This window comes from Chitinivibrionales bacterium (genome assembly GCA_035516255.1).
Taxonomy (GTDB): domain Bacteria; phylum Fibrobacterota; class Chitinivibrionia; order Chitinivibrionales; family FEN-1185; genus FEN-1185.
Genome location: DATJAL010000002.1, coordinates 1 through 26291 on the forward strand (window position 1 = coordinate 1; position 26291 = coordinate 26291).

At 54.9% G+C, this 26291-nt stretch carries 19 protein-coding genes; 8 read left to right on the plus strand and 11 right to left on the minus strand.

Annotated elements, in window-relative coordinates; translation table 11 throughout:
* The 3 genes from VLX68_00520 to VLX68_00530 form a co-directional block, all read right to left on the minus strand.
* Window positions 1–135, minus strand: a 135-nt coding sequence (locus VLX68_00520; GenBank protein ID HUI90705.1) for a transposase, incomplete at its 3' end; no start/stop codon positions are given.
* Between the two features lie 100 nt (window positions 136–235).
* Entirely contained in the window at window positions 236–2209 is a 1974-nt protein-coding gene (locus VLX68_00525; protein ID HUI90706.1) for a hypothetical protein, read from the minus strand.
* A 260-nt stretch (window positions 2210–2469) separates the two neighbouring features.
* A complete protein-coding gene (locus tag VLX68_00530; GenBank protein ID HUI90707.1) occupies window positions 2470–4317 on the minus strand; it encodes a hypothetical protein in 1848 nt (615 codons plus the stop codon).
* Window positions 4318–4483: 166 nt separating this feature from the next.
* Between VLX68_00530 and VLX68_00535 the strand changes: the two genes are divergently transcribed.
* From VLX68_00535 to VLX68_00560, 6 genes are all read left to right on the plus strand, one after another.
* The gene (locus VLX68_00535; protein HUI90708.1) at window positions 4484–5581 is read left to right on the plus strand and encodes an ATP-binding protein; all 1098 of its coding nucleotides are present in this window, start codon (window positions 4484–4486) and stop codon (window positions 5579–5581) included.
* Between the two features lie 86 nt (window positions 5582–5667).
* A complete protein-coding gene (locus VLX68_00540) occupies window positions 5668–6120 on the plus strand; it encodes a response regulator (protein HUI90709.1) in 453 nt (150 codons plus the stop codon).
* Between the two features lie 3 nt (window positions 6121–6123).
* Window positions 6124–7314: a SpoIIE family protein phosphatase gene (locus VLX68_00545; GenBank protein HUI90710.1), complete on the plus strand. Its 1191-nt coding sequence runs from the start codon at window positions 6124–6126 to the stop codon at window positions 7312–7314.
* Window positions 7315–7972: 658 nt separating this feature from the next.
* Entirely contained in the window at window positions 7973–8587 is a 615-nt protein-coding gene (hisH, locus tag VLX68_00550; protein ID HUI90711.1) for an imidazole glycerol phosphate synthase subunit HisH, read from the plus strand.
* Window positions 8587–9363: an imidazole glycerol phosphate synthase subunit HisF gene (gene hisF, locus VLX68_00555; protein ID HUI90712.1), complete on the plus strand. Its 777-nt coding sequence runs from the start codon at window positions 8587–8589 to the stop codon at window positions 9361–9363. Before hisH ends, hisF begins: the two co-directional genes overlap by 1 nt.
* Before the next feature lie 71 nt (window positions 9364–9434).
* Window positions 9435–11054 carry a right-handed parallel beta-helix repeat-containing protein gene (locus tag VLX68_00560; GenBank protein HUI90713.1) on the plus strand — a complete coding sequence of 540 codons (1620 nt, stop codon included), beginning with the start codon at window positions 9435–9437 and terminating at the stop codon, window positions 11052–11054.
* Window positions 11055–11196: 142 nt separating this feature from the next.
* Here the strand turns inward: VLX68_00560 and VLX68_00565 are convergent, their stop codons facing one another.
* Window positions 11197–11769, minus strand: coding sequence for a hypothetical protein (locus VLX68_00565; protein HUI90714.1), 573 nt, complete (start codon window positions 11767–11769; stop codon window positions 11197–11199).
* 226 nt (window positions 11770–11995) lie between these two features.
* Here VLX68_00565 and VLX68_00570 point away from each other — a divergent pair, with 226 nt between their 5' ends.
* The gene (locus VLX68_00570) at window positions 11996–13030 is read left to right on the plus strand and encodes a radical SAM protein (protein ID HUI90715.1); all 1035 of its coding nucleotides are present in this window, start codon (window positions 11996–11998) and stop codon (window positions 13028–13030) included.
* A gap of 78 nt (window positions 13031–13108) precedes the next feature.
* Here VLX68_00570 and VLX68_00575 read toward each other — a convergent pair whose 3' ends face one another.
* The 5 genes from VLX68_00575 to cysK all read right to left on the minus strand — a co-directional run bounded on the left by VLX68_00575 (window position 13109) and on the right by cysK (window position 20553).
* Window positions 13109–13429, minus strand: a complete 321-nt coding sequence (locus tag VLX68_00575) for a hypothetical protein (GenBank protein HUI90716.1) — start codon at window positions 13427–13429, stop codon at window positions 13109–13111.
* Between the two features lie 26 nt (window positions 13430–13455).
* Entirely contained in the window at window positions 13456–14049 is a 594-nt protein-coding gene (locus VLX68_00580) for a hypothetical protein (GenBank protein HUI90717.1), read from the minus strand.
* Window positions 14050–14186: 137 nt separating this feature from the next.
* Window positions 14187–16745: an OmpA family protein gene (locus VLX68_00585; protein ID HUI90718.1), complete on the minus strand. Its 2559-nt coding sequence runs from the start codon at window positions 16743–16745 to the stop codon at window positions 14187–14189.
* Window positions 16746–16802: 57 nt separating this feature from the next.
* The gene (locus tag VLX68_00590) at window positions 16803–19184 is read right to left on the minus strand and encodes a hypothetical protein (protein HUI90719.1); all 2382 of its coding nucleotides are present in this window, start codon (window positions 19182–19184) and stop codon (window positions 16803–16805) included.
* A 481-nt stretch (window positions 19185–19665) separates the two neighbouring features.
* Window positions 19666–20553, minus strand: a complete 888-nt coding sequence (gene cysK, locus VLX68_00595; GenBank protein ID HUI90720.1) for a cysteine synthase A — start codon at window positions 20551–20553, stop codon at window positions 19666–19668.
* A 96-nt stretch (window positions 20554–20649) separates the two neighbouring features.
* Between cysK and VLX68_00600 the strand changes: the two genes are divergently transcribed.
* Window positions 20650–21309: a Crp/Fnr family transcriptional regulator gene (locus tag VLX68_00600; GenBank protein HUI90721.1), complete on the plus strand. Its 660-nt coding sequence runs from the start codon at window positions 20650–20652 to the stop codon at window positions 21307–21309.
* Here the strand turns inward: VLX68_00600 and VLX68_00605 are convergent.
* Window positions 21302–21946 (minus strand): HAD family phosphatase, encoded by a 645-nt coding sequence (locus tag VLX68_00605; GenBank protein ID HUI90722.1) that lies wholly within the window; start codon window positions 21944–21946, stop codon window positions 21302–21304. The two genes, VLX68_00600 and VLX68_00605, sit on opposite strands and share 8 nt — an antisense overlap.
* A gap of 14 nt (window positions 21947–21960) precedes the next feature.
* Window positions 21961–26229, minus strand: coding sequence for a tetratricopeptide repeat protein (locus VLX68_00610; GenBank protein ID HUI90723.1), 4269 nt, complete (start codon window positions 26227–26229; stop codon window positions 21961–21963).
* Window positions 26230–26291 lie beyond the last annotated feature (62 nt).

Below are 26291 nucleotides of genomic sequence, written 5' to 3' on the forward strand. Positions count from 1 at the left end.
TCCGATCTCAAGGCAAATATTTCTGATCTCATTATCAACCTCTTTGCTAAAAACAACTTTTCTGTATTTTGCTGGACAGACAAAGTGATAAAGCAAAACCGAGACATTATGACTCTTATGTATATATTCGCTCATGCATAAGAAAATACAAAAGTCGAAGCAGAGCTTCGAGGAATTATACCCAAGAGATTAAAATCAAAACTATAAATCATTAAAGAAGAAAAAATATTTATTATTACATCCTAAACCCCAGCCTCATCCCCATATTAATCCCGAACCGTTCCAGAAACACCGGCAGCTTCGCCATGTCGAAGTCATAGTAATATTCCCTGATATTCGGCCAGTCGAACACGTTGCACACCTCCACATAGCCGTCGAACCGCGTGAGAAAGCGGAGCCTTTCGATGGGCTGGTAAAACTGTATTTTAAAATCGACCCGTTTGTAGTCCGGCACGCGTGAAAACGACGCGGCATAGGCCGGGCCCGAGTCTGAAATGTAAATCTCCCGGTACGGCAGCCCCGTGGAATAGAACCCGATCAGGAAAAACTGCATCCGGCCGGAAAGGGCCCTGTACCGCAGGATTGATTTCCCGGAAAAGGGGACGTTCCATTCGTAGGGCACGCTGCCGGACTTGTAGGTGCGGGTCGCCTCGTTGAGGTCGAGCATGGTGGTGAGCTGCCAGTGCTCGAGGAGCGACAGGATGACCGACGGCGCGGCGCCGCCGATGAGCAGCGGGCTTTCGAGCGACGGGTCCCACACCAGGTTGCCGGGCGTGAGCGAGCGCGCCGGGCAGCGGTCCTTCCACTTGACATATGCGTCAAGCGACAGGTCGAGCCACCGGGCGGGGGCGGTCTGGCCGTTTACCGAAACGGAATACGTTTTTTCCAACGAGCCGCGGTATTCGTACACCGGCAGGCCGCGGATGTCGGGACGGGTCGTGGTGATGCCGGCAGATATGCCGGTTGACCATTTTTCATACTGGAGCTTCAGCCACAGGCCCGGGTCCGCGTACAACCGGTACCATGGCGCAATGCCGCCAACGAGAATGTTTGCGCCCATAGCCAGCCTGCCCGTGCTGCGCTGGCCGCCAGCATGGACCTGCACCTCGGTCTCATGAACGGATTCCTGTTTTGCAAGACCGAGGCTGTCCAATTCCCGCTGGGTCTGGCGCGCATTGGGCAGAATGGTCTGCTGTCCATTCCATTCCAAGCGCTCGGTTTGGACCGAAACGTCGTACAGCGACGAGCCTTCCTGCACGCGGCAAAGTTCTGCCTTCAGGGTAGCGTTGGTGCGCTCGACATGGTCGAGTGGAATAATGTAAACGTATTTTTTCCCCTCGTAATACTGCTGGCGCGAGCCGCCTGCCGTGATCTTGAATACGCCGTCGCGAAGCGTGTCCTCGAACGAGACCGCGCCGATGCCCCAGGGCACGGTCATGGCCGGCCCATGGATTGACGGCTGGTAATTGTCCCATGCGAATAGCAGGTATTCCCTGAAAAGCTCCCTGTTCAGGGAATGCGTAGCGGTAAACACGCCGTCGCCGAACGTGGAGGGCATCCCGTATCCCAGGGCCGCCTGTTCCGAGCTTCTGGACTGGAGGCCCAGCCAGCTGATTTTATACGAGTCGGTGTTGGTGACCGACAGCTGGTACAGGTCGGCGCCTTTTCTTGCGGGAAGCGACAGTGAAATGTCCTGGCACAGCGCTCCGATGCCGATGGAAAGCTCGGGTCGTGGAATAAGCATCGCGTTTGCCGGCCTGCTGATGCCGGGATCCGTGGCGATCACCGAGGCCGACGCGCCGGCATACCGTCCCGCAAGCTGGTCGGTGACGAGGCGCACCGTTTTCACCGTGGAGATCATGGTGGCGCTGTGGTCGCAGAAGGTGTTGTTGGAGAAATGCGAGGGCGCGAACGTCGGCACCGAATACGTCTGGAACATGTTGTCGAACGGGCTTTCGCCGTGAACGAGCAGCGACGACCCCGCTTCAGGCACGCCGATGATGCCCGGCTTGAGCACGAGCAGTTTGTTCACGTCGTCGGTGAGCCCTGTCTGCTTTTCTTCCTGCTCGACCACCAGGCGCTCCTGCGTCGGGCTTTTTCTGCCAGTAACGGTGAGCGTGTCCACCGGATTGGAATGCGTTGTATCCGGAGCGGCAAATGGCGTCTCTGCAATGACAAGCGCGAACGCAAGGCGGCAAAGATTTTTCATGAACGGAGCATCCTAAGTGATTCCCTAATTAGCGGCATGCGCTGCCGTCATTCCCGCGGAAGCGGGAATCCAAGATGGAAATACCATAAGAGACGATGGACTCCCGCTTTCGCGGGAGTGACAGATGTCGCCATATTCTTGGATTCTTAGAATCTCCCTAAACCCAAAATAACAGGATGTAAAGCGTGATAGAAACTTTGAGACAAGACTACGCAGTGACGGGAATTTTATTGCGAAAAGTAAATTGTTTTGGGATGGATTTATGCGAAATCAATGCGGGCAATCGCATACGGGCCGAGTGAAATGCGGAGCCTTCCATGCAATGAGAATAATTTTCTTCCTGGATTTTTCCTGAACTGATCTGAATCCAGACACGCTTTAGAAACCGTTTTTCTATCCAGATATTTTACCGACACGGTATCCGGCGGATCATGTATCAACACATCCCTTTTTTCCTGAGTCATATTTGCAATCAAGCAACGCTTCCTGTTTTTTGTTTCCAGAATGCATGCTTCGACGGTCCTCCTGTTTTCATCCTGAAACACCCTTACATTGCCGCCGGCAAATTCCCCAATGTCAGCAAACACCTGATACACGGGGAATACTCGCGCCCCGTTTTTTTCCATGATGCCGCAATCGCCCGTTGTTTCGAAATAGGTAACGCCCGAAACGCCCGCCTCCGCCAGCCTGATGATGCTTCCCAGCGTCCATGCTGCCCCAAAAAGGGTTTTCTGGCGCGCATCGGGGCCATGGTCTTTTTGCGGCGATTCGGGAACGGGGCGCGGGCGCAGCGTGATTGGGGTCAAAAAAATGTCTTTGCCCGGAAACAGGTTTTTCGCCGCACGCACCGTATGCGGCTGCCCTTCCAGATTGTCAATAACTGAGGAATCATCAAAGGCGTGAACCTGGGGATTTGCCGAATAGCAAACGCCATCGCAGTTCTCCAGGTGGGGACGGTTTCTGTTGATTTCGACGAAATACCGGTCTGCGCCGGTAATTACCGCCGCTTTCGGTGCGCATTTTCTCAGCATGTCAATTACGGCGCGAATCGTCTCATGGGAGGTGACCTTCTCCCCTTTCCGGAACACAAGAAACCGTTTTACGCGCGATCCTTGATCTCCAAAGACTTTTTCCAAGCGTTTGACGTCCTGGTTAAACAGGAGTTTTTCTTTCCTGAAATACAAAGCCAGTTCCAAAGGCATGCTCAATGCTTTTGAATATGCTGCCGCTGTTTTCATGATTTCGGGAAGTTTTTTATCATCAACCGGCACATTCACACGGAGATGTGAAAAACGGCACGCTTGCAGTAATTGCAATTCCCTTTTGTCATAAAGCCTTATTTGGTCGGGAATGGCTGTTCCAATTTCCGGAACAATAAACGCTTTTTTTATTGAAAAATCAACATGAATAAATTTTGTTGTAGAACTTTTATTCTTGGTTTGCCCCTGCGTCTTCACCCGCAATAAAACTCCCTGCGACACCTTTTCCCCTTTTTTCATCCTGAACGGTATATTGTCGAGCAGCGGAGGGCAATAAGTTTTGAACGAAGCGTCGGTCCAATTCCTTTGGTCTTCCGTCTCAAAAACATTCCCGAAAAACCGCAGTTCACCTGAAATTCCATGACCGAACCGCTGACGGAGCGCGCGGATATCCTTAAACGGCTGCCGCGGTTCCACCAAGGCAGGAAATCGTGATATCTCCTTTGACCCGCTTATGGTTTCAACCATAACCTTTTTCCCGGCGCATTCCTTTAACGGATGCAACACACACATCCCAATCCGGTTATAATCAAATGCAGGACCCGCTATTCCCTGCATGGAGAATGAAATCGTATTATCATCTGATCCTTCAATAGTTCCATGCCAACCAAAACGGATTTCATTCCTCGAGTGACGGCAATCAAATTCAATCCTAAATGATCGCGCCTTTTTTTCAACAGAGACATTTTTTATTTCAGGCGTTATGGTGTTCCAGTATTTATCGCGCACGGCAGCATAAATCCGCCGAACGACCTCGATATCGCCTGCCATCACGTTACGGATTGACCCATCACAATACGTGCAAAAAAGGTCACCGGCCCGAAGTACAATGGGTAGGGATGTTTTCATGATAAAGTTACCTATTATCAATTGATTCTTTTGCATACACAATGTAATATTTTATCAACATGAAAAGCTTTTAATTTTTTAACAAGTCTTTTGAAAAACGGCCCGCGACTTGTTATAATATACCAAGACGCGGCTTTTACGTCCAAAACCCTGTTTTTGCAATTTTATGAAATCAAATACCCCCACCACCTGGTTTCGGTTGCTATTTGGCAGAAAGGCAAAACCTTACATTGTCTTTTGCGCCATCATGGGCGCGTACCTTCCCGTGCAGATGGTTCTTCTGCAGCTGCTGCGCGAGGACACCACCATTACCTTTGCCGTTGTTCCCATTCTCTTTTCCGGATGGTTTCTGGGTCCTCTGTGGGCGGGCGGATCCGGCGTCATCGTCATCATCGGCTTCTGCCTGCTTAAATATTTTACCTTCGGCATGGACTCGCTCGTGGAGATGGCCATCGGGTCATTGTCGATTTTCATTTTCTCCCTTATCGGGATCGCCATCGGCCGCATGGAAGAGCTCAACCGGCTCCTTAAGAAAGAGCTCAACGCCAGGAAAATCGCGGAGCAGCAGCTTTCGCGCTCGAACAACGAGCTCCAGCAGTTCGCCTATATCGCCTCGCACGACCTGCAGGAGCCGCTCCGTAAAATCACCGCGTTCGGGTCGCGGCTCGCCGACAAATACAAGAGCGCGCTGGACGAACAGGCCCAGGATTACCTCGCCCGCATGCAGAACGCGGCCGTGCGCATGCAGAGCCTCATCGACGGCCTGCTCACCTATTCGCGGGTCACCACCAAGGCCCAGCCCTTCTCCCAGGTCGACCTTTCGGTGATCGCAAGCGAGGTGCTCGTTGACCTCGAAACAAAGATCAAGGACACCGGCGCAAAGATCGAGTGCGTCGTGAACGCCGTGATCGCGGCAGACCCTTTACAAATGCGCCAGCTGTTCCAGAACCTCATCGGCAACGCGCTCAAATACCACGCGCCGGGCGTTGCACCCGAGATCAAGGTGCGCGCGGCGATTGAGGGCAGGCAATGTACCGTCACCGTGAGCGACAACGGAATCGGGTTTGAGCAGCAGTACGCGGAACAGATTTTCGGCGTGTTCACGCGGCTCCACGGCCGCTCGAGCGGCTACGAAGGCTCGGGCATAGGCCTTTCGGTGTGCCGCAAAATCGTTGAGCGCCACGGCGGGACCATCACCGCAAAGGCGGAACTGGGAAAGGGCGCGACGTTTACGGCGTTGATACCGGTTCAGCAGGCGGCATGATCCGCTGTAATCACGCAATGCGTCACCTATCTTTTATGTATTGTCAATACAGGTTGGTTGAGGATTAAATCATGAAGGGGTAATTCATGCAGGATAAAAAAAGTTCCGTCGTCATCCTCATGGCCGACGACGACGAAGACGACCGTCTCATGGCGAAAGAGGCGTTCACCGAGGTGAAGCTCATCAATTTTTTCCATACCGTTGAAAACGGCGAGGAGCTGATGGACTACCTGCACCGGAGGGGAAAATACGCCGACCCTGCCGCGTCGCCGAGGCCCGGGCTCATCCTGCTCGACCTCAACATGCCGAAAAAAGACGGCCGCCAGGCGCTCAAGGAGATAAAGGCAGACCCTCTGCTTCGCTCCATTCCCATCGTGGTGCTCACCACGTCCAAGGCAGAAGAAGACATTTTGCGCAGCTACGACCTCGGCGTCAATTCGTTCATTGTCAAGCCCGTCTCGTTCGCGGGGCTCGTTGACATCATGAAAACGCTCACGAAGTACTGGTTCGAGATCGTTGAACTTCCACCCCAGGCCTGACCCATGGAAAAGCGCCCCATCGTGCGAGTCTGCCTTGTCGACGACGACGAGGATTACTACATCATCACGAGCGACCTTCTCCGCGAGATCACCTCGTTCTCGTTCAAGATCACCTGGTTCAACACCTTCGAAAAGGCGCTCGTAGGGCTCGACCATCCCGATTTCGACGTGTTCGTGTTCGACTACTGGCTCGGCGCCAAGACCGGGCTCGACCTTCTGCGCGCCGTGATCGCGAAGAACATCAGGATTCCGGTGATCATGCTCACGGGCCACGGCGACCGTGAGATCGACATGGAGGCGATGAAGGTGGGCGCAGCCGACTATCTGGTGAAGGGGAAAATAGACGCGGCGACCCTCGAGCGATCCATACGCTACGCGATCGAGCATGCCAAGGTGCTCGAGGAGCTTCGCGCGTCGCGCGATTCGCTCCGCAAAACCAGCCTTGAACTCGAAAAAGCGCTTGCGGGCATCAACGAGGAACTCGAGATGGCCCGGCGCGTCCAGAAATCCATGCTGCCCCCTACCGTTGAAACGCGGCCGGGATTCGACTGCTCGGCCGTGTTCCTTCCCACCGGGTTCGTGGGCGGCGACATGTACGATGTGGTGCATCTCTCCGACACCCATGTCGCGTTCCTTATCCTTGACGTATGCGGCCATGGCGTGCCTGCCGCGCTCATTTCGGCAATGGCAAAAGTGTCGTTTGCGCGGTACCTTCCGAAAAACCCCTCGCCCATGGCGGTCTTTTCGCAGGTAAATGCCGAGCTCTGCTCGTTCATGCCCGAGGGCCGCTATGCAACGGGCTTCCTTGCCGTGCTCGACGTGAAGAAAAAGGAACTGCTGTTCTCCCGCGCTGGCCATCCTCCCGCCGCGCTCGCGAGCCCTCAAAAAGGGTCCGTTGACTACCTCACCACGGGCGCGCCGCTCATCGGCGCGTTCGCCGACAGCGAATTCGAGCAGGCCTCGGTGGCCGTTGCGGCTGGCGACGTGATGGTGCTGTACACCGACGGGCTCATGGAAAGCGTCAACGAGAAAAACGAGCGCTATCCCATGAAGGAGATGGAGGAAATAATGCTTAACGCCGGAAACAAATCCGCGGACGCGATCGGCAAGGCGATTATTTCCTCATTGAAAAAATTTGCGGGCAAGACCCTGCAGCATGATGACATCACGGTGCTGGTGATGAAGGTTCATTAAACCGTCTTCTTGATTTCCCACATACCAAGCTCGTGTTGTTGGAGCCGTGCTTACTAATTTCTGTTTTACAAAACAATATTAATCTTGGCGTTCCGCGGCTTTGCCGCGGAAGACCGCCGGGGTCCGGGCAGCGCCGCGCTCCAGCGCGGCCTCCAGTCCGGCCTAACGCTTGTCATAAGTCAACTTACCATTCTTGTTTTTACCCAGCGGCCCAGCCGCAGCCGAAGGTGCATAAACATTTTTTATTTTCATTCTTCGCCATCAGCGCGGTCCCGAGGCTTAAATGGCTCGCCAGGATGAATAACCTTGTACCGAGTATCGCTTGTGGAGTTTGAAAAGAAGGAGGAGGATGTGCCGCGCCGGTGAGGACTGGAGGGTTCGCTGGAGCGCACCGTCATTTCATTCCCTGAGGTAAGGTAAATTGCGCTGCGCGCTTTTATTATACCATTTGTCTCATGCCGGCCACCTCATCGCCCGGTCGTCGAGCAGCCGCTTTTAAGCGGCGTATCGAGACGCGGGCGGTCCGGCCAACGAGGCGAATAGCCGAGCCCGAAAGGAGGCACAGTGTCGTGACCAGTAGACGCCATTATAGTGCTTATCGGCGAGCTCTCCTGGTTACTTGAATTGCAGCCGGAAATTATTTTTAAACGGTGTCATTATGATCTCCATCATTGATTACAAAGCGGGAAACCTCACCTCGGTCAAGCGGGCGCTCGATTTTCTCGGCATCCAAAGCGTGATCACGCCGGACGCCGAGGTTGTCCGCAAGAGCGAGCGCATCATTTTTCCGGGGGTTGGAAACGCGGCAGCCGCCGTGCCGGTGCTGCGCGAGCGCGGCATCGACAAGGCGCTTGCGGAGGCATTCAGCGCGGGAACGCCGATGCTGGGCATCTGCCTGGGCACGCAGATCATTCTGTCGCGCTCCGAGGAGGGAAACACCGAATGCCTCGGATTGATAAAGGGAAATGTGTTAAAATTTTCCCTCAAGGACGCCTCGCTTAAAATTCCCCACATGGGCTGGAACAAACTCATCATGAAAAAGAAGCATTTTCTTTTAAAGGACGTTCCGCCCGGCACGCAGATGTACTTCGTCCACTCATTTTATCCCAGGCCGGACAACGAATCCGCCGTCATCGCCTCGTGCGAGTACGAGATAGAATTCCCGGCCGCGATCGGCGTTAACAACCTTTTCGCCACGCAGTTCCACCCGGAAAAAAGCGGGCCGCCGGGACTTTCTATCCTCAAAAACTTCGCCGCCTGGGAGCCGCAATAATGCTGAGCAAACGCATCATCTCGTGCCTTGACGTACGCGACGGCAAGCTCGCTAAGAGCGTGAAGTTCGTGAACACCAAGGACATCGGCGACCCGGTGACGACCGCGAAACGCTACTATGAAGCGGGCATCGACGAACTGGTATTCTACGACATCACGGCGTCGAGCGACAAGCGCGACATCATGCTCGACGTGGTGAGCAGCGTGGCCGCGCAGATCTTCATCCCGTTTTCGGTGGGCGGCGGCCTGCGCACGGTTGACGACTGCAAAAAGGTCCTGCTTGCCGGCGCCGAAAAGGTGAACGTGAACACCGCCGCGGTGGCGCGGCCCGAGCTCATAGCCGAGGCCTCGGCCGCGTTCGGCGCGCAATGCGTGGTGCTTTCCATGGACGTTCTCGCCGTCCCGGTTTCGAAAAAAACGCCCTCGGGCTACGAGATCGTCACGCACGGCGGCCGCACGCGCACCGGCATGGACGCGGTCGCCTGGGCACGGCGCGGCGAGCGGCTCGGCGCGGGCGAGCTCGTGGTGAACTCCATCGACGCCGACGGCACCAAGGAAGGCTACGAAATCAAGCTCACCCGCATGATGGCCGAGGCGGTGGGCGTCCCGGTCATCGCCTCGGGCGGTGGGGGCACTCCCGAACACCTGTACCGTGTCTTGACAGAAGGCAAGGCCGACGCGGCGCTCATCGCGTCGATCCTGCATTACGGCGAGTACTCGCTGCGGGAAATAAAGGAATATCTGGCGAAAAAAGGCATTCAAGTCAGAATGACTTGATGTCCCGCAAGGCAGGCTGATTCCCGAAACGACAATGGCGGTTATTTTTCTTCTTTTTTAGGGGGCAGGTAATGAAACAATCTGCGTTAGCCGTCCAATCTTTCATGATTCTGTATCTTTCACTCGTAAACTCATTTTCCTCCACCCTCATCGTCGCGCCTTCGGGCGGCGCCTATTCATCCATCCAGGCGGCGGTGAACGCGGCCGGTCCCGGCGACACCGTTCTTGTTCGGCCGGGCACCTACAACGAGGCGATGTCATTTGGAAAGAGCGGCGATGCGTCCGGTTCCATAACCCTCAAAGGTGACGGCGGCGCGATCCTTGACGGGACCGGCAAGGGTGAGACCGGCATCGCCATCGACAGCAGGAATTACATCAAAGTGATCGGCATGGAGGTACAAAACTTCACGGGAAGCGGCACGCCCATCGGCATCAGCGTACAGGGAAGCTCAAGCAACCTCGAACTGCGCGGCAACAAGGTGCACAACATAGAAAACGACAACGGCAACGCGCACGGCATCGCCCTGTACGGGACGTCGGCGACGCCGATCAGCAACGTCATTCTTGACGGCAACGAAGTTTACAACTGCAAGCTCGGCCAGAGCGAATCCATGGTGCTCAACGGCAACGTCACCGCGTTCACCGTGTCGAACAACGTCATCCACGACAACGACAACATCGGCATCGACTTCATCGGGTTCGAGGGCAACGGCCCGGCAGACCAGGACCAAACGCGCGGCGGCGTGTGCGCCGCAAACCATGTTTATCACATCAGCTCCGCATCCAACCCCACCTACGGCGGCGATCGCAGCGCCGACGGCATCTACGTCGACGGCGGAAAGGACATCGTCATCGAGCGGAACGTTGTTGACAGCTGCGACATCGGCATCGAGGTAGCGAGCGAGCACGGCGGCAAGACCACGAGCGGCGTCACGGTGCGGAGCAATTTCGTTTCCCGGTCGTACCAGGGAAACATCCTTTCCGGCGGCTACGACGCCACAAGGGGCAACGCGGCGGACATCGTCATCGTCAACAACACCCTGTATCACGGCGGGGACGCCGAGATCGTGCTGCAGTACAACTGCAGCGCCATCGCCATCATCAACAACATCTGCGTCGCCAAATCGGGAAACCCCTACCTGTCGAATTCCGGCTCCAATAACACCGGCATCACGGTCGACAACAACCTGTATTATGGCGCAGGCACGAGCTCGCCGGGCTCGTGGCCCGACGGCCACCCGAAGTACATCAACCCCCTGCTCATCAACGCGCCGGCGGACATGCACCTCCAGTCTGCCTCTCCGGCGAGAAACAGCGGCGCCACGCTTTCGGCGGATACCGTAGGAACGCTTGACATCGACGGCCAGCCGCGGGTGCAGGAAGGCATCATTGACATTGGCGCGGACGAGGCCGGCGCGGCAGCGGTGTCACGTCCTTTCTATACGTCTCAACAAAGGCGTGCGGGAATAAATTCATCGCGACACCTGATAACGGTTTTCGGCATTGCCCCTTTTGTTCCGGCAACGGTGCGGCTTTTTTCAATGGACGGAAAGAACCTGAGAGCGGTTTCCTTCAACAACAACGATGGCATGCTGATGGTGGATGTAAACGGTCTTGCTGCGGGAAGATATTTGGTGAAGCTGTCCTGCGGTGAAGAAGTGATTACGGGGATTGTATGGATTTGCAAATAGGAAATATCATCCTGTGACTTTGCGGCACGGGCCCATCAGGTCCCAGGCGCATGCTGTAAGCTGCACAATAAACTCGCGGCGAACGTGAGAAAATATTTTTTCATGCAATCCTTCGAGCGATCAACCGCAGCGGCTTGCCGTTTCATTCTTTTTTTTCCGCGTCAGGTGCAATTCCGGCATCCTGCAGGAGTTTTCTTGCACACTCCGGGCACAACCCGTGCGTGAATTCGGCGTTTGTTTTCTGACCTAGGTACGTCTCCAGCTTCTGCCACTCTCCTTTGTCGTTTCGTATCTTTTTACAGCTCGCGCAGATGGGAAGTATGCCTTCAAGGACTTTTACCTCTGACATCGCCCGTTCAAGCTCTTGCCTTCCCCTGTGTTCCCTGCCGTAGAGTTCCCGCAGCCGTGCCAAGGTCCAACCCATGATGACAAATGACGTCAGGAGTATCAGGGTGTTCCAGACGGCCAGCAAATGATGGGAATACGTATGGCCCGTGTAATAGTCAGCGGCGAACCAGGTCAAGGCCGAGAGAAATGAGGCGACAACCGAGGATGCTGGTCCCACGTACCACGCCGCAATGCTTATGGGGATAAAATAAAATACGAAGAAATAGAACTCGTAACCGGTGATGTAGTCTAAATACCCTATAAACGCGGTAAGCATGATGATGCCGGTCCAGATTAATAACAATCTGCTATTTACCGCCGTTTCCATAATTCTCCCTTATTGTTGCTGCTGACAAACCAAAACTTTATGATGAAGATAAATGAGCGATTATGCTGGGTCAAGTGTTCAAAAAGGAAAATAGTTTTCAGCGAAAAAATACCTTATTGATCCTTATAGCGTTCGGCTACCATCGAGTCATGGTTCGCGAATCGGTTATCATCAACTATATTTCTTGTGTTGTCGGATAACAACTTTCCGTAAAAGGGCCGTGGCCGTGAAGGATAGACTCTCCCGATTCATCAATTATAAAGTGCTCGGCTACCCGTCGTCCATCGTGCTTCAGACCATGTCCGGATGCAACCTCAAGTGCCGGCATTGCTTCCTGAGCCAGTTCGGCGCGGGCATTCCGGACGGGCCGCGCGGCGCAATTGACTTTGAAGAATTCGCCGTACGGGCCAAAAAGATCCTCCCCTTTATCAGGCGCGCCGAAACGTTTCTTTTCTCCGGTTTCGAGGCGCTGTTGCACAAAGACCTGTTTCGCATGATGGAGTTCACGCTTTCGCTCAACCCGGCCATCACCTTCCCCATTTACACCAACGGCAACAGCTTCCGCGACGACACCGTCTCGCTGCTGTCGAAATTCCCGGTTCCCGAGGTGGCGGTGTCTCTTGACGGAATGAGAAAAGAGACGGTGGAGGCGTTCAAGACGGGATCGTCGTTCGAGCGCACGGTTCAGGCGATCAGGGACCTCAGGGCCGGGCTTCCCGCGAGCGAGATAAAGACCGTTTTCGTGATGCATCGCGGCAACATAAACGAATTTCCGGATTACCTCGATTTCGTCGATTCCCTCGGAATCAAAACAATATTTGTCACCAACCTGCTGTGTTTTTCAAAGGACTTTTCGGGCGCCGCCCTGTACGGAAATAACGGCAATCCCGAAGCTGAGGCCGTGCTCGATGCGGCAATACACAAGGCCGGGAGAAACGGACAGGAACTGCATCTTCCGCGCATGAGGCCTGAGCCGCTGGGATGCGAGCAATGCCTCGGCCTGTTCATCGACATTAAAGGGAATGTGTGCCCCTGCGATTACCTCTCGGTAAGAACCTCATTTTACCTGTTTGACAAGGAAAACCACCCCGACCCCGTCATGTTCGGCAACATTCTCACCGGCGACATGAAAAATATCTGGTTCGGAAAGGAATTTTCATCGTTTCGCGCTTTGCATAAAAAAGCGCACGTCCCGCCGCAATGCACCTGCTGCACCGATGCCTACGGCATGCTCTGCAGCCACCGGAAGGTGATCAGATAAATTCGCCCGATGTTCTTGCTTTATTTCCGGGAGATCCCGTCATTGGCTCTTGACAATATAGAGACTGGCAACGGGTCATCATCCAAGACGGAATTTTGCGGAGAGAACCAGAAACGCGATGATGAAAAGCAGGCAGATGATGTTCGCCGCGATCTTGACATTGACCAGTTTTTCGAACAATTCCCTGTTTTTATAATAGGCAAGGTTGGTGACGGCGTCGGCCGCCAGGCTGACGCAGATCGCGATCATGAGGACTGACCGCAGCACGTTGGCGCTGTTCAGCGTGCATACCGCCGCAATAGCGATCACGGCGGAAGCCGCGAGCCAGAAATACTGAACCGAGGGGGATTGCGGCTTTTTCTGCAGCAGGTGCGTCCGGTATTCTTTAAAAATATTCATGCTGTTGATTCCCGGGCGTGTTGTTTCTACTGAATCGCTGCAAGGCTCTCGAGAAGATTCTGAAGGCCGGACACCATCGCGTTCCTCGCAACCTTTGCCGCAAACGGCGTGGTGTCAATTGCGCTGCGGCCGTCTTCCGCGGTGATGACGAACTGGTTTATCAGGGAGCCCGTCGAGGCGGCGAACACCTTTACCCTGAACTTCACCGCGGCCTTGATCTGCTGGGAGAACACCTTGTTCGTTTCCTCGATGGTGTAGGAGAGCAGTTCCGCGTCTATTTGGAAGTCCGCCGATCCTTTGTCCTCGGCAAGCGCGCCGAGCTCGCGAAGCATGCCGGCAAGCGAATTGAGCAGGACCGCACTCGGCAGGGGTTTGCATACCAGCGGAGAGGTGACGAACCTGCCGGTCCTCGTGGCGCCCACCGTGTCTGACCCGATGTTTAGTCTTTTGTCCGTCACAACGCCTATAACGTACTTCTTGGCGAGTTTCTGCGAAAAAATCCCTTTGAAATTTTGGATGCTCGGGTCAATTACTACAGGGTCGCCGTAATTATCTGCAATTGCCGCAATGGAAATAAGCGCCACTCCAATAAACGTTTTTGCCATCAGACTAAGGTTCATACTCGCCTCCGTACGCCTTTATGATACCCACACAAAATACTTTGCGACAAGCCCCTTAAAAATGCATTGATCCCAGATGCAAATAAAAAGGGGAAGAAGCGTGCCGCTTCTTCCCCTTCCCTCCTGACAAATTAGAATCAGTACTTGGCTCCCTTGATCTGCGCGGCCTTGACACGTTCATGGAAGTCCGCCTCGAGCAGCTTGAGCCTCTGGTAGTCTTCCTTGGTGTCAATCACCTTGAATTCCACGCGGCGGTTGAGCGCGCGGCCTTGGGCCGTGGCGTTCGTGGCGATCGGCCGCGTCTTGCCGTAGCCGATGGCGATGAGCGAGGAATCCGGAATGCCCTGCTGCGTCACCAGGTAGCCGCGCACCGATGCCGCGCGTGCGGCAGAGAGCAGGAGGTTGTAATCCTGGTTGCCCCTGCTGTCGGTGTGACCCTGTACCTCGTACCGCAGGAACGGGTACTGCTTAAGGAAGTTCGCGATAGACATGAGCGCGGTGTAGGAGTCGGTGGTGAGCTCCGCGCTCGCGGTCTTGAAGTTGATCGCCCGCAGCGCCTTATTAAGCGCCTTCTCTTCCTTGGCCGTCGGCTTAGGCACCGTGTCGGGACACCCGTCGTCGTCCTTGTAGCCGTTGTAGGTTTCGGGCTCATTCGGGCATTTGTCAAGCGTGTCCGGGATGCCGTCCTTGTCGTTATCGTAATCCGGACAGCCGTCCTTGTCCTCGAAGCCGTCTATATCCTCGGGCTCGTTCGGGCATTTATCAAGCGAATCCGGAACGCCGTCCTGGTCGTTGTCGTAGTCCGGGCACCCGTCCTTGTCCTGGAACCCGTCAAAATCCTCTGGCGCGTTCGGGCACTTGTCAAGCGAATCCGGGATGCCGTCCTTGTCGTTGTCAAAATCCGGACATCCGTCTTCGTCTTCAAAGCCGTCGTAATCCTCGGGCTTGGTCGGGCATTTGTCAACTCCGTGGCACACCTTGGCGTAGAGCGAGTCCTTGCCAAGCTCGTGCACCCATGGATCGCATATGCTGTCTTTGTCCTGGTCCGGATCCGGGCAGCCGTCCGGTCCAAGCGTGCCTTTGAACGTCGAGTCGGGCTCAAACGGGCAGTGGCTCACCTTTTTGACCTTCTTCTTCACGCCCCAGTTGATGTTGAGGCCGGCGGCCACTTCGAATCCGCGCGACGGCGTGAACCACCAGTTGCCGATGGCCTTGTAGGCGCCCTGTATCGAGAAATAACGGAAATTGAGACCCATGCCGAGCGCCGACGCCCACTGCTCCGGGCCGCCGGCCACAAATCCCATGCGTAAAGGCAAAAAGTTGTGCAGGAAGGCAAACTCGGATCCCAGCGAGAGGCGCGGTAGGTAGGACCGCCCGGGGCCGGGGGTAAGCTGCTGCTCGTAGTTGACGGCCACATTGGCATAGTCGGCAAGAATGTAAAGGCTCTTGTTGGTTGCCTTGGTGAAATCAAAGATCCTCGCGTACCCGATGTTGAGCGAGAGGGGCAGCCACGTGGTCACGGCGCTTGCCGCGTTGTTGAGCGTGTCGCGCGAGGTCGGGAATGTCTCGCCGGCCTGCCGGTTGCCGAACAGGGTGTAAATCGCGCTGTCGGCGTTTTTATTGTGCGCGTTGATGCCGCTGATGAGACTGTACAGGTCGAGGTTGTCTTTCTTGACGTCGTAGGTGACAGACTTCACGTTGTTGGTCCAGAAGAGCACGCCCAGGTTCTCGATGTTGATCGAAAGTGCCGCGTCGTCGTCGTAGAGAATGCCGCCGGCGTCCACGCCGATGCCGTGGCCGTTGATGGGAAAACTGAAGTTGTTGTCTTTGTCAAGGAACGGATTCTTGTTGTCCATCATCCACGGGCCGTGTAACCCGAGCCCCGCGGTCTGCACGTTAAAATGCCCGTCCATTTTGATCACGTTTTGAACGGAGTCGTAGGTGATGTGTGAGCCGGGAGTGGACGAGGCCTCAAGCATGCTGTGTCCCATCACGTATTTAACGCCCACGCCGCCCGCGGCGTACCGCATATGGAAGAATTTTTGCAGCGCCGGAATGGTGAGGGGCAGACCCAACTGAAGCGTGAAATCGGTTGCCCAGATGCCTTGCTGGTTGAACGAACTGAAATCAAGCGTGTTGCCGCGCTGCAGGCCGACGCTGCTTCCCTTGGGGGAAAACAGCAGATCGAACGGCGCTTCGGGTATGCGCAATTCCTCGTCAAAATGCGTGGTGACGTCAAACGCTAAACGCCTGTAAGCGAACGACAGCAACGAAGTGCGAAAGCCGCTGTAGATCGAGGTACCGCCCTTGAGTTTGTCCGAAATTTTCTTGGAAACCAGGTCCGCCGAATCGCCCGGTTTGATGTCGAAGCTGTTGTTCAACACATCTTTGATAAATGCCTTCTGTTTTGCCGAATCCGTGGGTATGTTCGCGAGAAAGGAGAATGGAGAAAGCGCGAGCTTGTCGCTCCAATACCCCATGCCGTAATCGGTGATCGGCAGCAGAAGCAGGCCGCCCCACGGCACACGGTCGGTTCCGAGAAGCGCCGGGTTCTGAAAGACCGCCTCAGGGGCGCTGCCGGTCACGTTCCTGCCGGTGCTGGTACCGGCGCTGATGGGATTATCGTCAACGGCCGCGAAAACGGTTATGGGCACGGCGAACAACACGGCGACTGCGAGTTTTTGTACGGTGTTCATCACCCTCATCCCTCCTATTAATCAATTTCACTCGGGCGTATATCGGTTGAGCGTTTATTACTTTTTAAACAGTGAATCCAGGCTGTTGATGCCGTCGATATGGAACCATGAATTCAACTTGATCCAATCGGTGTTGAGGAGCGCGTCAAAGGCCGTTGCGCTTGTATCAATCACGCCATTAGCGTTCTTTTTCGGGAGAAAACGTACCTCCCACCGTAATCCTATCGTATCAGCCCTTAACAATTTGTCAAGATCCGCGTCATTCACGACCACTGAATTATTCACCGTAGTATTCGAGTCTCTCTGCGGAATCAATAGGCCGGTGTTGCCCAGCAAATTGAAAAAACCCGAGGGTGGACTATTAATGTAATTCGAAAGAGTGTTAGTGGATATGTAATTGGCTTTATCGGCAGTGTCAACGAGCCCATGGACATTAACAGGGTCGGTGGCAACAAGTGAATATAGCTTAAGGTCCAAATTAGTGAAGTTAGTAACTTTTACATTAAAGGCGTCATGACGGTCGCGCAGCCTTCTCAGCATGACCAGTAGGGCATTGTTAGAGTCACCCAATGCGACCTTTATGCCGCCCAGATCCATGACCGTGGTGTCAACCACTTTCCAGCACAGAGGAGCCACCAAAGAATAATTTGCCAAAGCCTGAACGATCATGCGCCCCACATATCTTATATAATCCGTATCGAGTGGGTTGGTCAGATCGTTCACCGCCAAGAGGGTCGTGTTGGTGGGAACGACGGTTGAGGCCTTTATCCTCACCGAATCCGGATAGTTGTTGACCACTTTGGTAATGTCAATGGACCTTCTGTAAACAGAATCTTTCGATACATGAGTAAATACCTCCGAGTCCGGGACATTGACGGTGGTGTCGGTAACGCTGGAAATGGTATAAAGAACACGCATGGTGTCAATAAACGCGCCGGCCGGAATGTTTACGTTCATGGCCATGTTTGCAAAAACCTTCTGCAAAACAAAATTATTGCGCAACGAATCAGTGACCGATTTGCTCCAAGGAAGGTTAACGGGAATGTTTTTAGCATCGGCCGTCCTGCGGTATGCGATCCTTGAGATGCCGAACATCTTGTCGAACTTGAACGAGGTCGTACGGATGATGAAGTTGAGAGAGTCGCCCGCATTTATCGTTACCGTGTCCCCGTGCTGTCCTATGGTAATTACATAGTCGACTTTCGTTACCGATTCACTGTCGAGGTCATGAGTGTTCCATTCCCATTCCGGAAACATCCGGAAACCCGACAGGTTTTCCTTGGAGGAAACCTTGGCGGTCTGTCCGGGTTTAATCACAACTATCGTGGGCGTGACCTCTCCCTCATAATAATTTAGAGAATCTTGATCGGTGAGGCCTACAAGGGTACTTATCGAAGTAAGGGGCGGTACGTGACGTATGCAATAATCTGACATCCATAGGTTTCTATGATTCACCAACATGTTCAGCTCAAGGTCGGTATTGTTCGTGACTAAATAATTAAAAAATCCTTTTGCAATATCGATATAGTCAACACTCACCGTGTCGGTAAGCTTATAATCATTTGTAAAGGTACGCTGAAAATTAGAGAACACATAATCGAGTGCGACTACCTTGGTTGCTACAAGCCCGTTGAGAGAAAAAATCGCCTGGAGGTTGTCTCCTGCGGCAAAGGTACCGTTTGCGGCAGGAGTGACGGTGATGGATACCGTCATCACATTGTCCAGCACTTTGGCGCGCGCGTCGAATTGCACAACGCCGATTGAGTGTGCCGCCAGATTGTTTGTCGCAGAGGTGCCTAGATTGCCGGCACTTATTGAAACAGTGCTAAACGCCGCCGCCGAGTTGTTGACAATCGTGACATTGGCTGTTTGCGGAGTGTCCATGAGAACAATATGAATCACGTAGGTGAGCGTTACCGGTAACGCGCCTGAGGACATCGGGGTGTTGGCTGTATAATTGCCTGTAAGTGGAACAGTGAGAGTGTCGTTGGGCGCCCCTGACAAAGGCAAGGGACCAAATACGTCGGTAAAATATTTGTCCGCAAGACTGTCCTCACTGATCTTGTATTGCGCCGTATCTTTTGTCGGGATGCCGAATGCAACGGTATCAGGTATTGTCTTTTTGGCCGCGGAATCATATAACGGATAAGCCTTTAAAATAACCATGGAGGTGTCGTAAACCGTCGTTATACTTTTGACCGTCTTTGGCGTTTTAGTGGTGTCCCATGTCGTATCGTAAGTAGTCGTTCTTAACGCCTGGATCTTGTTGAAGAAAAGTGTGTCCATCAAAGCGCCAAGTATGAATTTCTTGTTGGCCGTGACTGGCAGATCGATGCTGGTCCGCCATTGCAGGTCTTTGTCCGTAGGGCTTGAGCAGAGCATCGCAAAAGCCATGAGGACCGGCGTCAATCTTGACGCATTTTTAATGATCTTTTTCACCTCGCACTCTCCTTTCGCAATTTTATCGCATAAGGAACCGCGTGCTTACAATTTCTCGGATTTGAAGCGGTCACCCTATTTTGATAATATAATCAAAACATGTATTGGTAGCCAATTAAAAATAAGCGGAAATCGACAACATTTCCGACATTTTAATCAATGATCGTTCCACTAATTGCCGCCAGAAATTTGCATGAAAAATTTTTTGGCTTTTAAATACAGAAAAACATTCAATATTAATGGAGCAATTCTTATGCGCTTTGATTTTTCCTCTTTATTATGAATTCTATATCATTATTATATATAATTAAACAATTTTCAACCGAACAATTTTATAAAACTAATAATGAGGTCAAAGCACCCATTACAGAAAGCATTTTTCTAAAAAGATTGGGGATTTTGCCGATTATCAAGGAATTATCGAGAAATGCAAGAAATGAGGTTTCTTCGCCTCAAAAAAAAAGATGGTAATGTGAGAATACTAAAGAAGCCCGGTGCTGAAATACCTCTCAGCCCTGTCGGGCAGGACCGTGGCCACAATTATGCCTGGATTCTCCTTGGCAATTTTTCGCGCTGCCCAGACGTTTGCGCCCGAGGATGTTCCAACAAGCAAGGAGTTTGATTTCGCCAGTTCTCGGGTGGTATTGATGGCGTCATCGTCGGTGACCTCAACTATTCTGTCAACAAGGGAGACGTCGAGCACGTCCGGGATGAAGCCGTCACCAATGCCCTGGATGGCGTGCAGGCCCGGTTCGTGGCCGAGGAGCGCGGACTTGTTGGCCGGCTCCACCGCGACCAGAATAATTTTCTTGTTTTTCTCTTTGAGAAACGCGCCCACGCCCTGCAGCGTGCCGCCGCTGCCGATCCCCGACACAAATGCGTCGATGTTCCCTTCGCACTGCCGCCAGAGCTCGGGCGCCGTGGTTTCGTAATGCACCCTGGGATTCGCCGGGTTCTTGAACTGGTTGGGCACAAAGGCCTTGTTCTCCTTTGCAAACACTTCGGCCGCGCGCACCGCGCCGGCGACCCCTTGGCTGTCCGGCGTGAGCACAAGATTGCCGCCAAGCACGCGGATGATGTTCTTGCGCTCCTGACTCATGCCTTCGGGCATGAAAATGTAGACCTCATATCCCTTTGCGACCCCGACCATGACAATGCCGATGCCGGTGTTGCCGGACGTCGGCTCGACGATTTTGGTTCCTTGCCCGAGCGATCCGTCCCGTTCTGCGGTTTCGATCATGGCGAGCGCTATCCTGTCCTTGATGCTGCCGCCGGGATTTAAAAATTCCGCCTTTGCAACGACGCGTTCGCCCTTGAGCGTGACCAGCGGTGTGTTGCCGATGAGATCGAGAACCGAGGACGGTTTCATTATTGTTTCCTTGCTGACCGTATGGTTACCGAATAGAAATAAAATACATCAAACGCAGATGCTATTTTATCATCATAAAACGGGCGCTGCGGCATTATGGACATTTCCCTTCTCCTTGATTATTCAGATTTTTTCAAGGGCATCTCCAAAAAAAGCAAGGAGACCCTTGCGGCGGTCTGCATTCCCAAAACGCTGCAGAAAAACGAGACGCTTTTTTCCGAGGGCGACACCGGCCACAACATGTACCTCCTTTCCACCGGCAACATCCGGGTGTTCAAGTCCGGTCCCGGCGGCAGGGAATCGGTCATCAAGATCATCAGGCCGGGCGAAATTTTCGCCGAAGTCATCCTGTTCGAGGAGGACGAATATCCGGCCAGCGCTGCAGCGGTCAAGAAGAGTCTCGTGTACCTTATTCCGAAACGTCAATTCTCCATCCTGCTCTCCGACCAGTCCTTCCGCAACGATTTCATCGCCATACTCATGAAAAAGCAGCGCTATCTGGCTGGCCGCATCCACTACCTCACCAGTTGTGACGTGGAGGAGCGGTTCGTGCGGTTTCTTGAAGAGCAGTACGGAAGGAAACAGGAGTACCGGATCCTGATCCCCAAAAAAGACATTGCCCAGGCGATAGGGACGACATCGGAGACTTTTTCGAGACTGATGAAGCGGATGCAGAAAGACCGCATATTGACATTGAAGAAAGACAGAATAGTGATGAGAGAAAAGTTCTGGGCGGACAAGCAGCCATCTATTTGACGGCGCCGATCAATCCGGGGATTTCCTTTACGCTGTTGGCAATCCGGTAAGCTCCCTTAAAATCCCCTCCCCTTGTCAATTCATTCGGAACAATAATGCACTGCACCCCCGCACCGAGGGCCGCCGTCAGCCCGCGCTGCGAATCCTCGACCGCGATGCATTCTTCTTTATCAACACCAGCCCGCCTCACGGCTTTTTCATAGGGTTCGGGATCCGGCTTGGATTTCTCCACATCATCAACGGTGATAACAAAATCAAAATGGTCAAGCAGGCCAGCCCTTTTATGGATGATGTCGAAATGCTCGCGCGTTGAGGTCGTGACGATTCCCATGGTGTAATGCGGGGAGAGCAGTTCCAGCGTTTCCACAACACCGTTTAAAACAAGTGGCTTTTTTCTGAGATATGATTTGTACAGCGCATTGCGGCGGCTTCGAAGCGTCTCAATGTCCGCCTGCGAAAACCCTTTTTGCCCGGCAAGGACAAACGCGCCCTTTGATTGGACGAGCAGCAGATCATGATATTGCTCTTTCGAAAGGTGAATTCCCTCTTTGGAAAGGATTTTTTTCGTGGCGAGAAAATAAAGGCGTTCCGTGTCGACCAGAACGCCGTCATTGTCCCAAAAAATTGCCTTTATCATGAATTCCTGAATGCCTATTTCTTCAGCTTCCTCCAGGCATCTTCCAGTTTGACAAGAATCTCCCGCGCCGGCCCCAGGTTGGGGTTCCTCGCCACGAGCTCCTTCAGGCTCGCAATAGCGTGCATAAGGTCGCCGGGCGCTTTGGCCAGCTCTATGATTTTCTCAAAGGCCGCCTTTGCCTTGTCCATGTTGAGCGCCATGACCGCGGCCAGCGCGAGGTTCACCTGTATCCATAGCTCGTCGGGTTTTATCGCCAGGGCCTTTTCGCTCGCCTCGATCGCCTTCGCGTAATCCCCCATCGTGTAATAGGTGAGGCCGAGGCTGCCCCACGTCATGGCGTCGCCGGGCTTCAGCTCGTTCACTTTTTTGTACGCGGCAACCGCCCCATCGTAGCGGCCGGTGTAATACGACGCAAGCGCGATGGAGCCCCACGCGTCCGCGTCGGCGGCGGACCGCTCCACTACTTTCGTGAACGACGCGATGGCGTCGGCATAGCGTTCGAGCGAGAATTGAATGCGTCCCTTGTTGCTCCAGGCGGCGAGCTTGTCGGGCGCGAGCTCCGCCGCCTTTGCAAAGGCGGCGATCGCCCCGTCGTTGTTTCCCTGCGCCTCGCTCGCGATTCCCATGTTGAACCAGGCGTCGCTGTTGCCCGGCTGTTTGTCGACGATTGTTTTATACACCTTTACGGCCTCGACGTAATCGCCGGCCGCATGGAGCGACAGCGCCAGGTTGGTGCGGGCATTTGCCATATCGGGTGCGAGGTCGAGCACCTTGCGGTACAAGGCGACCGCCTCGGCGAACTTGCCTTTTGCGTGATGGCAAAGCCCCAGCGTATAGAGGGTATCCTTGCTGTTCGGAGAAAGTTCCCTGGCCTTGGAAAGAAATTCTATCGCCTCGTCGTATTTTTTCTGGTAATAGCTGCACAGGCCCGCGTTCTGCCACGATTCCTGCTTGCCGGGATCGGCCTTCACCGCCTCGCGGTACGCGTCCACCGCCTCCGAAAAACAATGCACCGCCTGGTTTGAAACGCCCATGAGGTGCCACGTGCCCGCCGCACCGGGATTTATGGCCGCGGCTTTTTTGAAAGCCGTCACTGCCTCGTCGTGCTGCTCGAGTGCAGCGTACGAAATGCCCAAGGCGAGCCATGCCTCCTCTTTTTCCGCGCGAAGGGCGCAGGCCTGGGAAAGCGCCGCGACCGCCTCCTCGTGCTTCGCGGTATCGGCCAGAACGCGTCCCAGGTTGAACCACGCCTCGTAAGAATCCTGCGAAAGCTCGGTAGCTTTTGTAAAGCACCTGGCGGCCTCGTCGAACTTCTTAAGCGCGTAGAACGCGAGCCCTTTGTTGAGGCTGACGCCCGGCTGTCCCCGCAGCAATTCCTCGGCTTTTGCATAGGGCGGGAGCGCTTCCTCGAACCGTCCCAGCGCATGAAGCGTGAGCCCCATGTTGTACCATGCCGGCCCGAACCCTGGATTGGACTCGGACGATTTCGTGTACGCCTTGAGTGCGTCTTCGGGCTTTTTCAGCTCCCGGTAGGCATCGCCGAGGTTGTTGTGCGCCTCAAAATGTCCCGCCATGGCCTTGACCGCCTTTTTATATGCGGCGACCGCCGCGTCAAAATTCTTCATCGCGGCATTGGCGAGGCCCGCCTTGTTGAAAGCGTCGGGGAAGTCTTTTTTAATGTCTGTTGCTTTTGTAAACGAATCGACCGCTTTCCCGGCGTCACCCGCGTCGAGTTGGGCGCAGCCGAGGCCGTACCACACCTTTTCATCCTGCGGGTTGAGCCGCGCCGCGGTCTCAAAGGCCTGCGCGGCCTCGCGGTACAGCTTCTGCGCATACAGCTGCTGGCCGAGCAGTTCCGCGGCCTTCTGATGCGCCGGAGAAAGCTCGAGCACTTTTCTGCATGACACGACCGCCGCCGCGGCCTGGCCGAGTGCCGCCTGCGAAAGCGCCAGGTCGTGCCAGCAAGCATCGTCGCCTGACGCGCAGGCGATGGCTTTGCGGTACGATTCTATCGCGGCGCTGTGGTCGTCCAGCGCAGCCTGCGAAAGTCCAAGCATATGCCACACCTCTGCGCTGTCTGCCCTAAGGGCCGCGGCCTTTGCAAATGACCCGGCAGCTTCCTTGAATTTTTTCTGTTCGTATTGCTCAAAGGCGAGGCCGTGCCAGGTTTCAAAGCTGTCCGGTTTGCAGGCCGCGGCCTTTGCCAGCGAATCCTCCGCCTGGACATGCCGCTTGAGCGCGGCATACGAGCAGCCCAGGCTGTACCAGGCGTCATAACGGTCGGGCCTGATTTCGGCGGCCCTGCCGAAGGCCTTTATCGCGGTCTCATACTGCCGGGCCGAAACAAACGCGGCGCCCACGCCGAAAAATCCCTCCACCACCATGTCCCTGAACATTTCCGATTCGTCAACATGCGGCTCGCATTTTTCAAGCTCGCCGAATGCCTTGTCGAATTCCGCCCGGCGGAAAGCGCTGCTGGCGAGGCGAAGGTGCACCACGGCCTGTTGCGACGTGGAAAGCGCCTTTCCGGCGTCGGCGAGCGCGGCGGTGAGCGCATTTTCGGCGGCCGACGGTTTTTCGCCGCTCCACAGGGGCAGCCCTTCCACGGCATGAAGGCCGGAGGCAAGCACGCCGCAGAGCGAGGCCATGGCGGACGGCAGCACGGGAATGAATTCTTCGAGCGCGGCGAGGATCATACCGGCAAGCACGTGGTTGTACAGCAGGCATTCGCAGAAATGGCCGGGAATGACGCGCGCCACTTCGTCCCGGTCGTACCATAAAAGGCTCTGGATGCACCCGAGCAGGGTGGTCTCGAACCGGTCGTCGATATACCTTTTGTCAATTGCCTGGACCGCGGTCTGGAGCTGGCACACCTGCTCGTTGTACTGCGCGAACGCCGCGGCCCCGAATTCCTTGATGATGCCGGCGTGCGGCGCCATTGCCGCGGCCGACTCCTTGACGAGGTACCTGCGGAACAGCTCAAGCACGCCGTCGTGCATCCTGCCGCCGCTCAAGAACGGATAACGCTGCGCCATCTCCGCTACCCAGCCCTCGGCCTCGGCGGCCGGCACGCCCCAGAGCGCCGCAAGCGCCTTGCGGTCGTGGTGCGGAAGCATGGCCAGATTGATGATGCGGGTGAGGGTTCGTTCGTCATCGCACGTGGAAAGGAACCGTGTCACGATGGTGGCGGTCTTGTCGAGCACGGTGTGCGCCTTGCGCACCCCGTCGAGAACATCGGCCGGAACGGCGCCGCCGATTGCGCTGGCAAACACATCGCGCACCACGATGGGCACGCCGGCGGTCGCCTCTTCGATTCTGACGGCGGCGTCGCCGTCCAGCGTAACGCCCAGGGCCTGGCCGCACTCGTCGATATCCCGGTAGGAAAACGGCAGATCATCAAATGAAACGGCGCAAAGCAGCTCCTCGGGAAACTCGTTGCGGTACTGCCTGAGCATCTTGTCGCGGCTGCTCACCACCGCGACAACCCTGCTTTTCTGTTCGAACAGTTTTCCAAGAAAAACGTTTCTGAGCCAGAACTCGATCATGGGATTGCTCACACGTTCGACATTGTCAAGCAGAAGGGCCACGGGATTTTCCACGGAAAGCGCCACGATGCCGTTGACAAGGGTACTGGTCAGCCGGCCATCCGCGTTTTCGAACAGGTCGCAATCCTCGCCGGGCAGCTTTTTTTCGTCCTTGAGCCAGCGCAGAAAGGCGGCCTCAGCCTCCTGCCGTGCCATGCGCGCGTGGGGGGGTGCGCCATTCACGGCATCGGTAGTCTGCGAAGCCGCCTTCTGAGCCGGCTCTTCCGATAAGTCAAATTCTCCGTCGCCCTGCGGGGTGCGGCGCCATTCGTCCCGCCGCAGCGCGCTCACCCGGGCGATCACCTGGTCGAGCCGGGCCTCCATCTGGCTGTATTCCGAAAATGTCTCTTCGAGTCCGAGCCCCGGATCCGTGAGCACGGCATGCAGGTGATGAATCACCATTCTCGGGGTGAACGGCAGAATGTTGCGGGTGAACAGGGGGTCGTTAAAATCGACGGCAATGGTCTTGATAGATTTCTTGGTCTCGGCGCTCACGCCTTCGGCAATGGCACTGCATTGCCTCATCATGGCGCTCCTGCCCATTCCCGGCTCACCGTATAAAAGAAACAGCTGGGGATATGCCGGAGGACCGTCTTTCTGCTTTTTGGGCTTCGCCTTTGTCTCAAGGGCGGTTGCTACGAGGCTGTCCCTGAAGTTTTTAATCAATACCCGGCGTCCGACAAAAACATCCTTGCTCATAGGCCCCCACCCTTGCAGTAAAAGAACGCTGTCCCCGGCGGAACAGTGTTTCCACCGTTAAA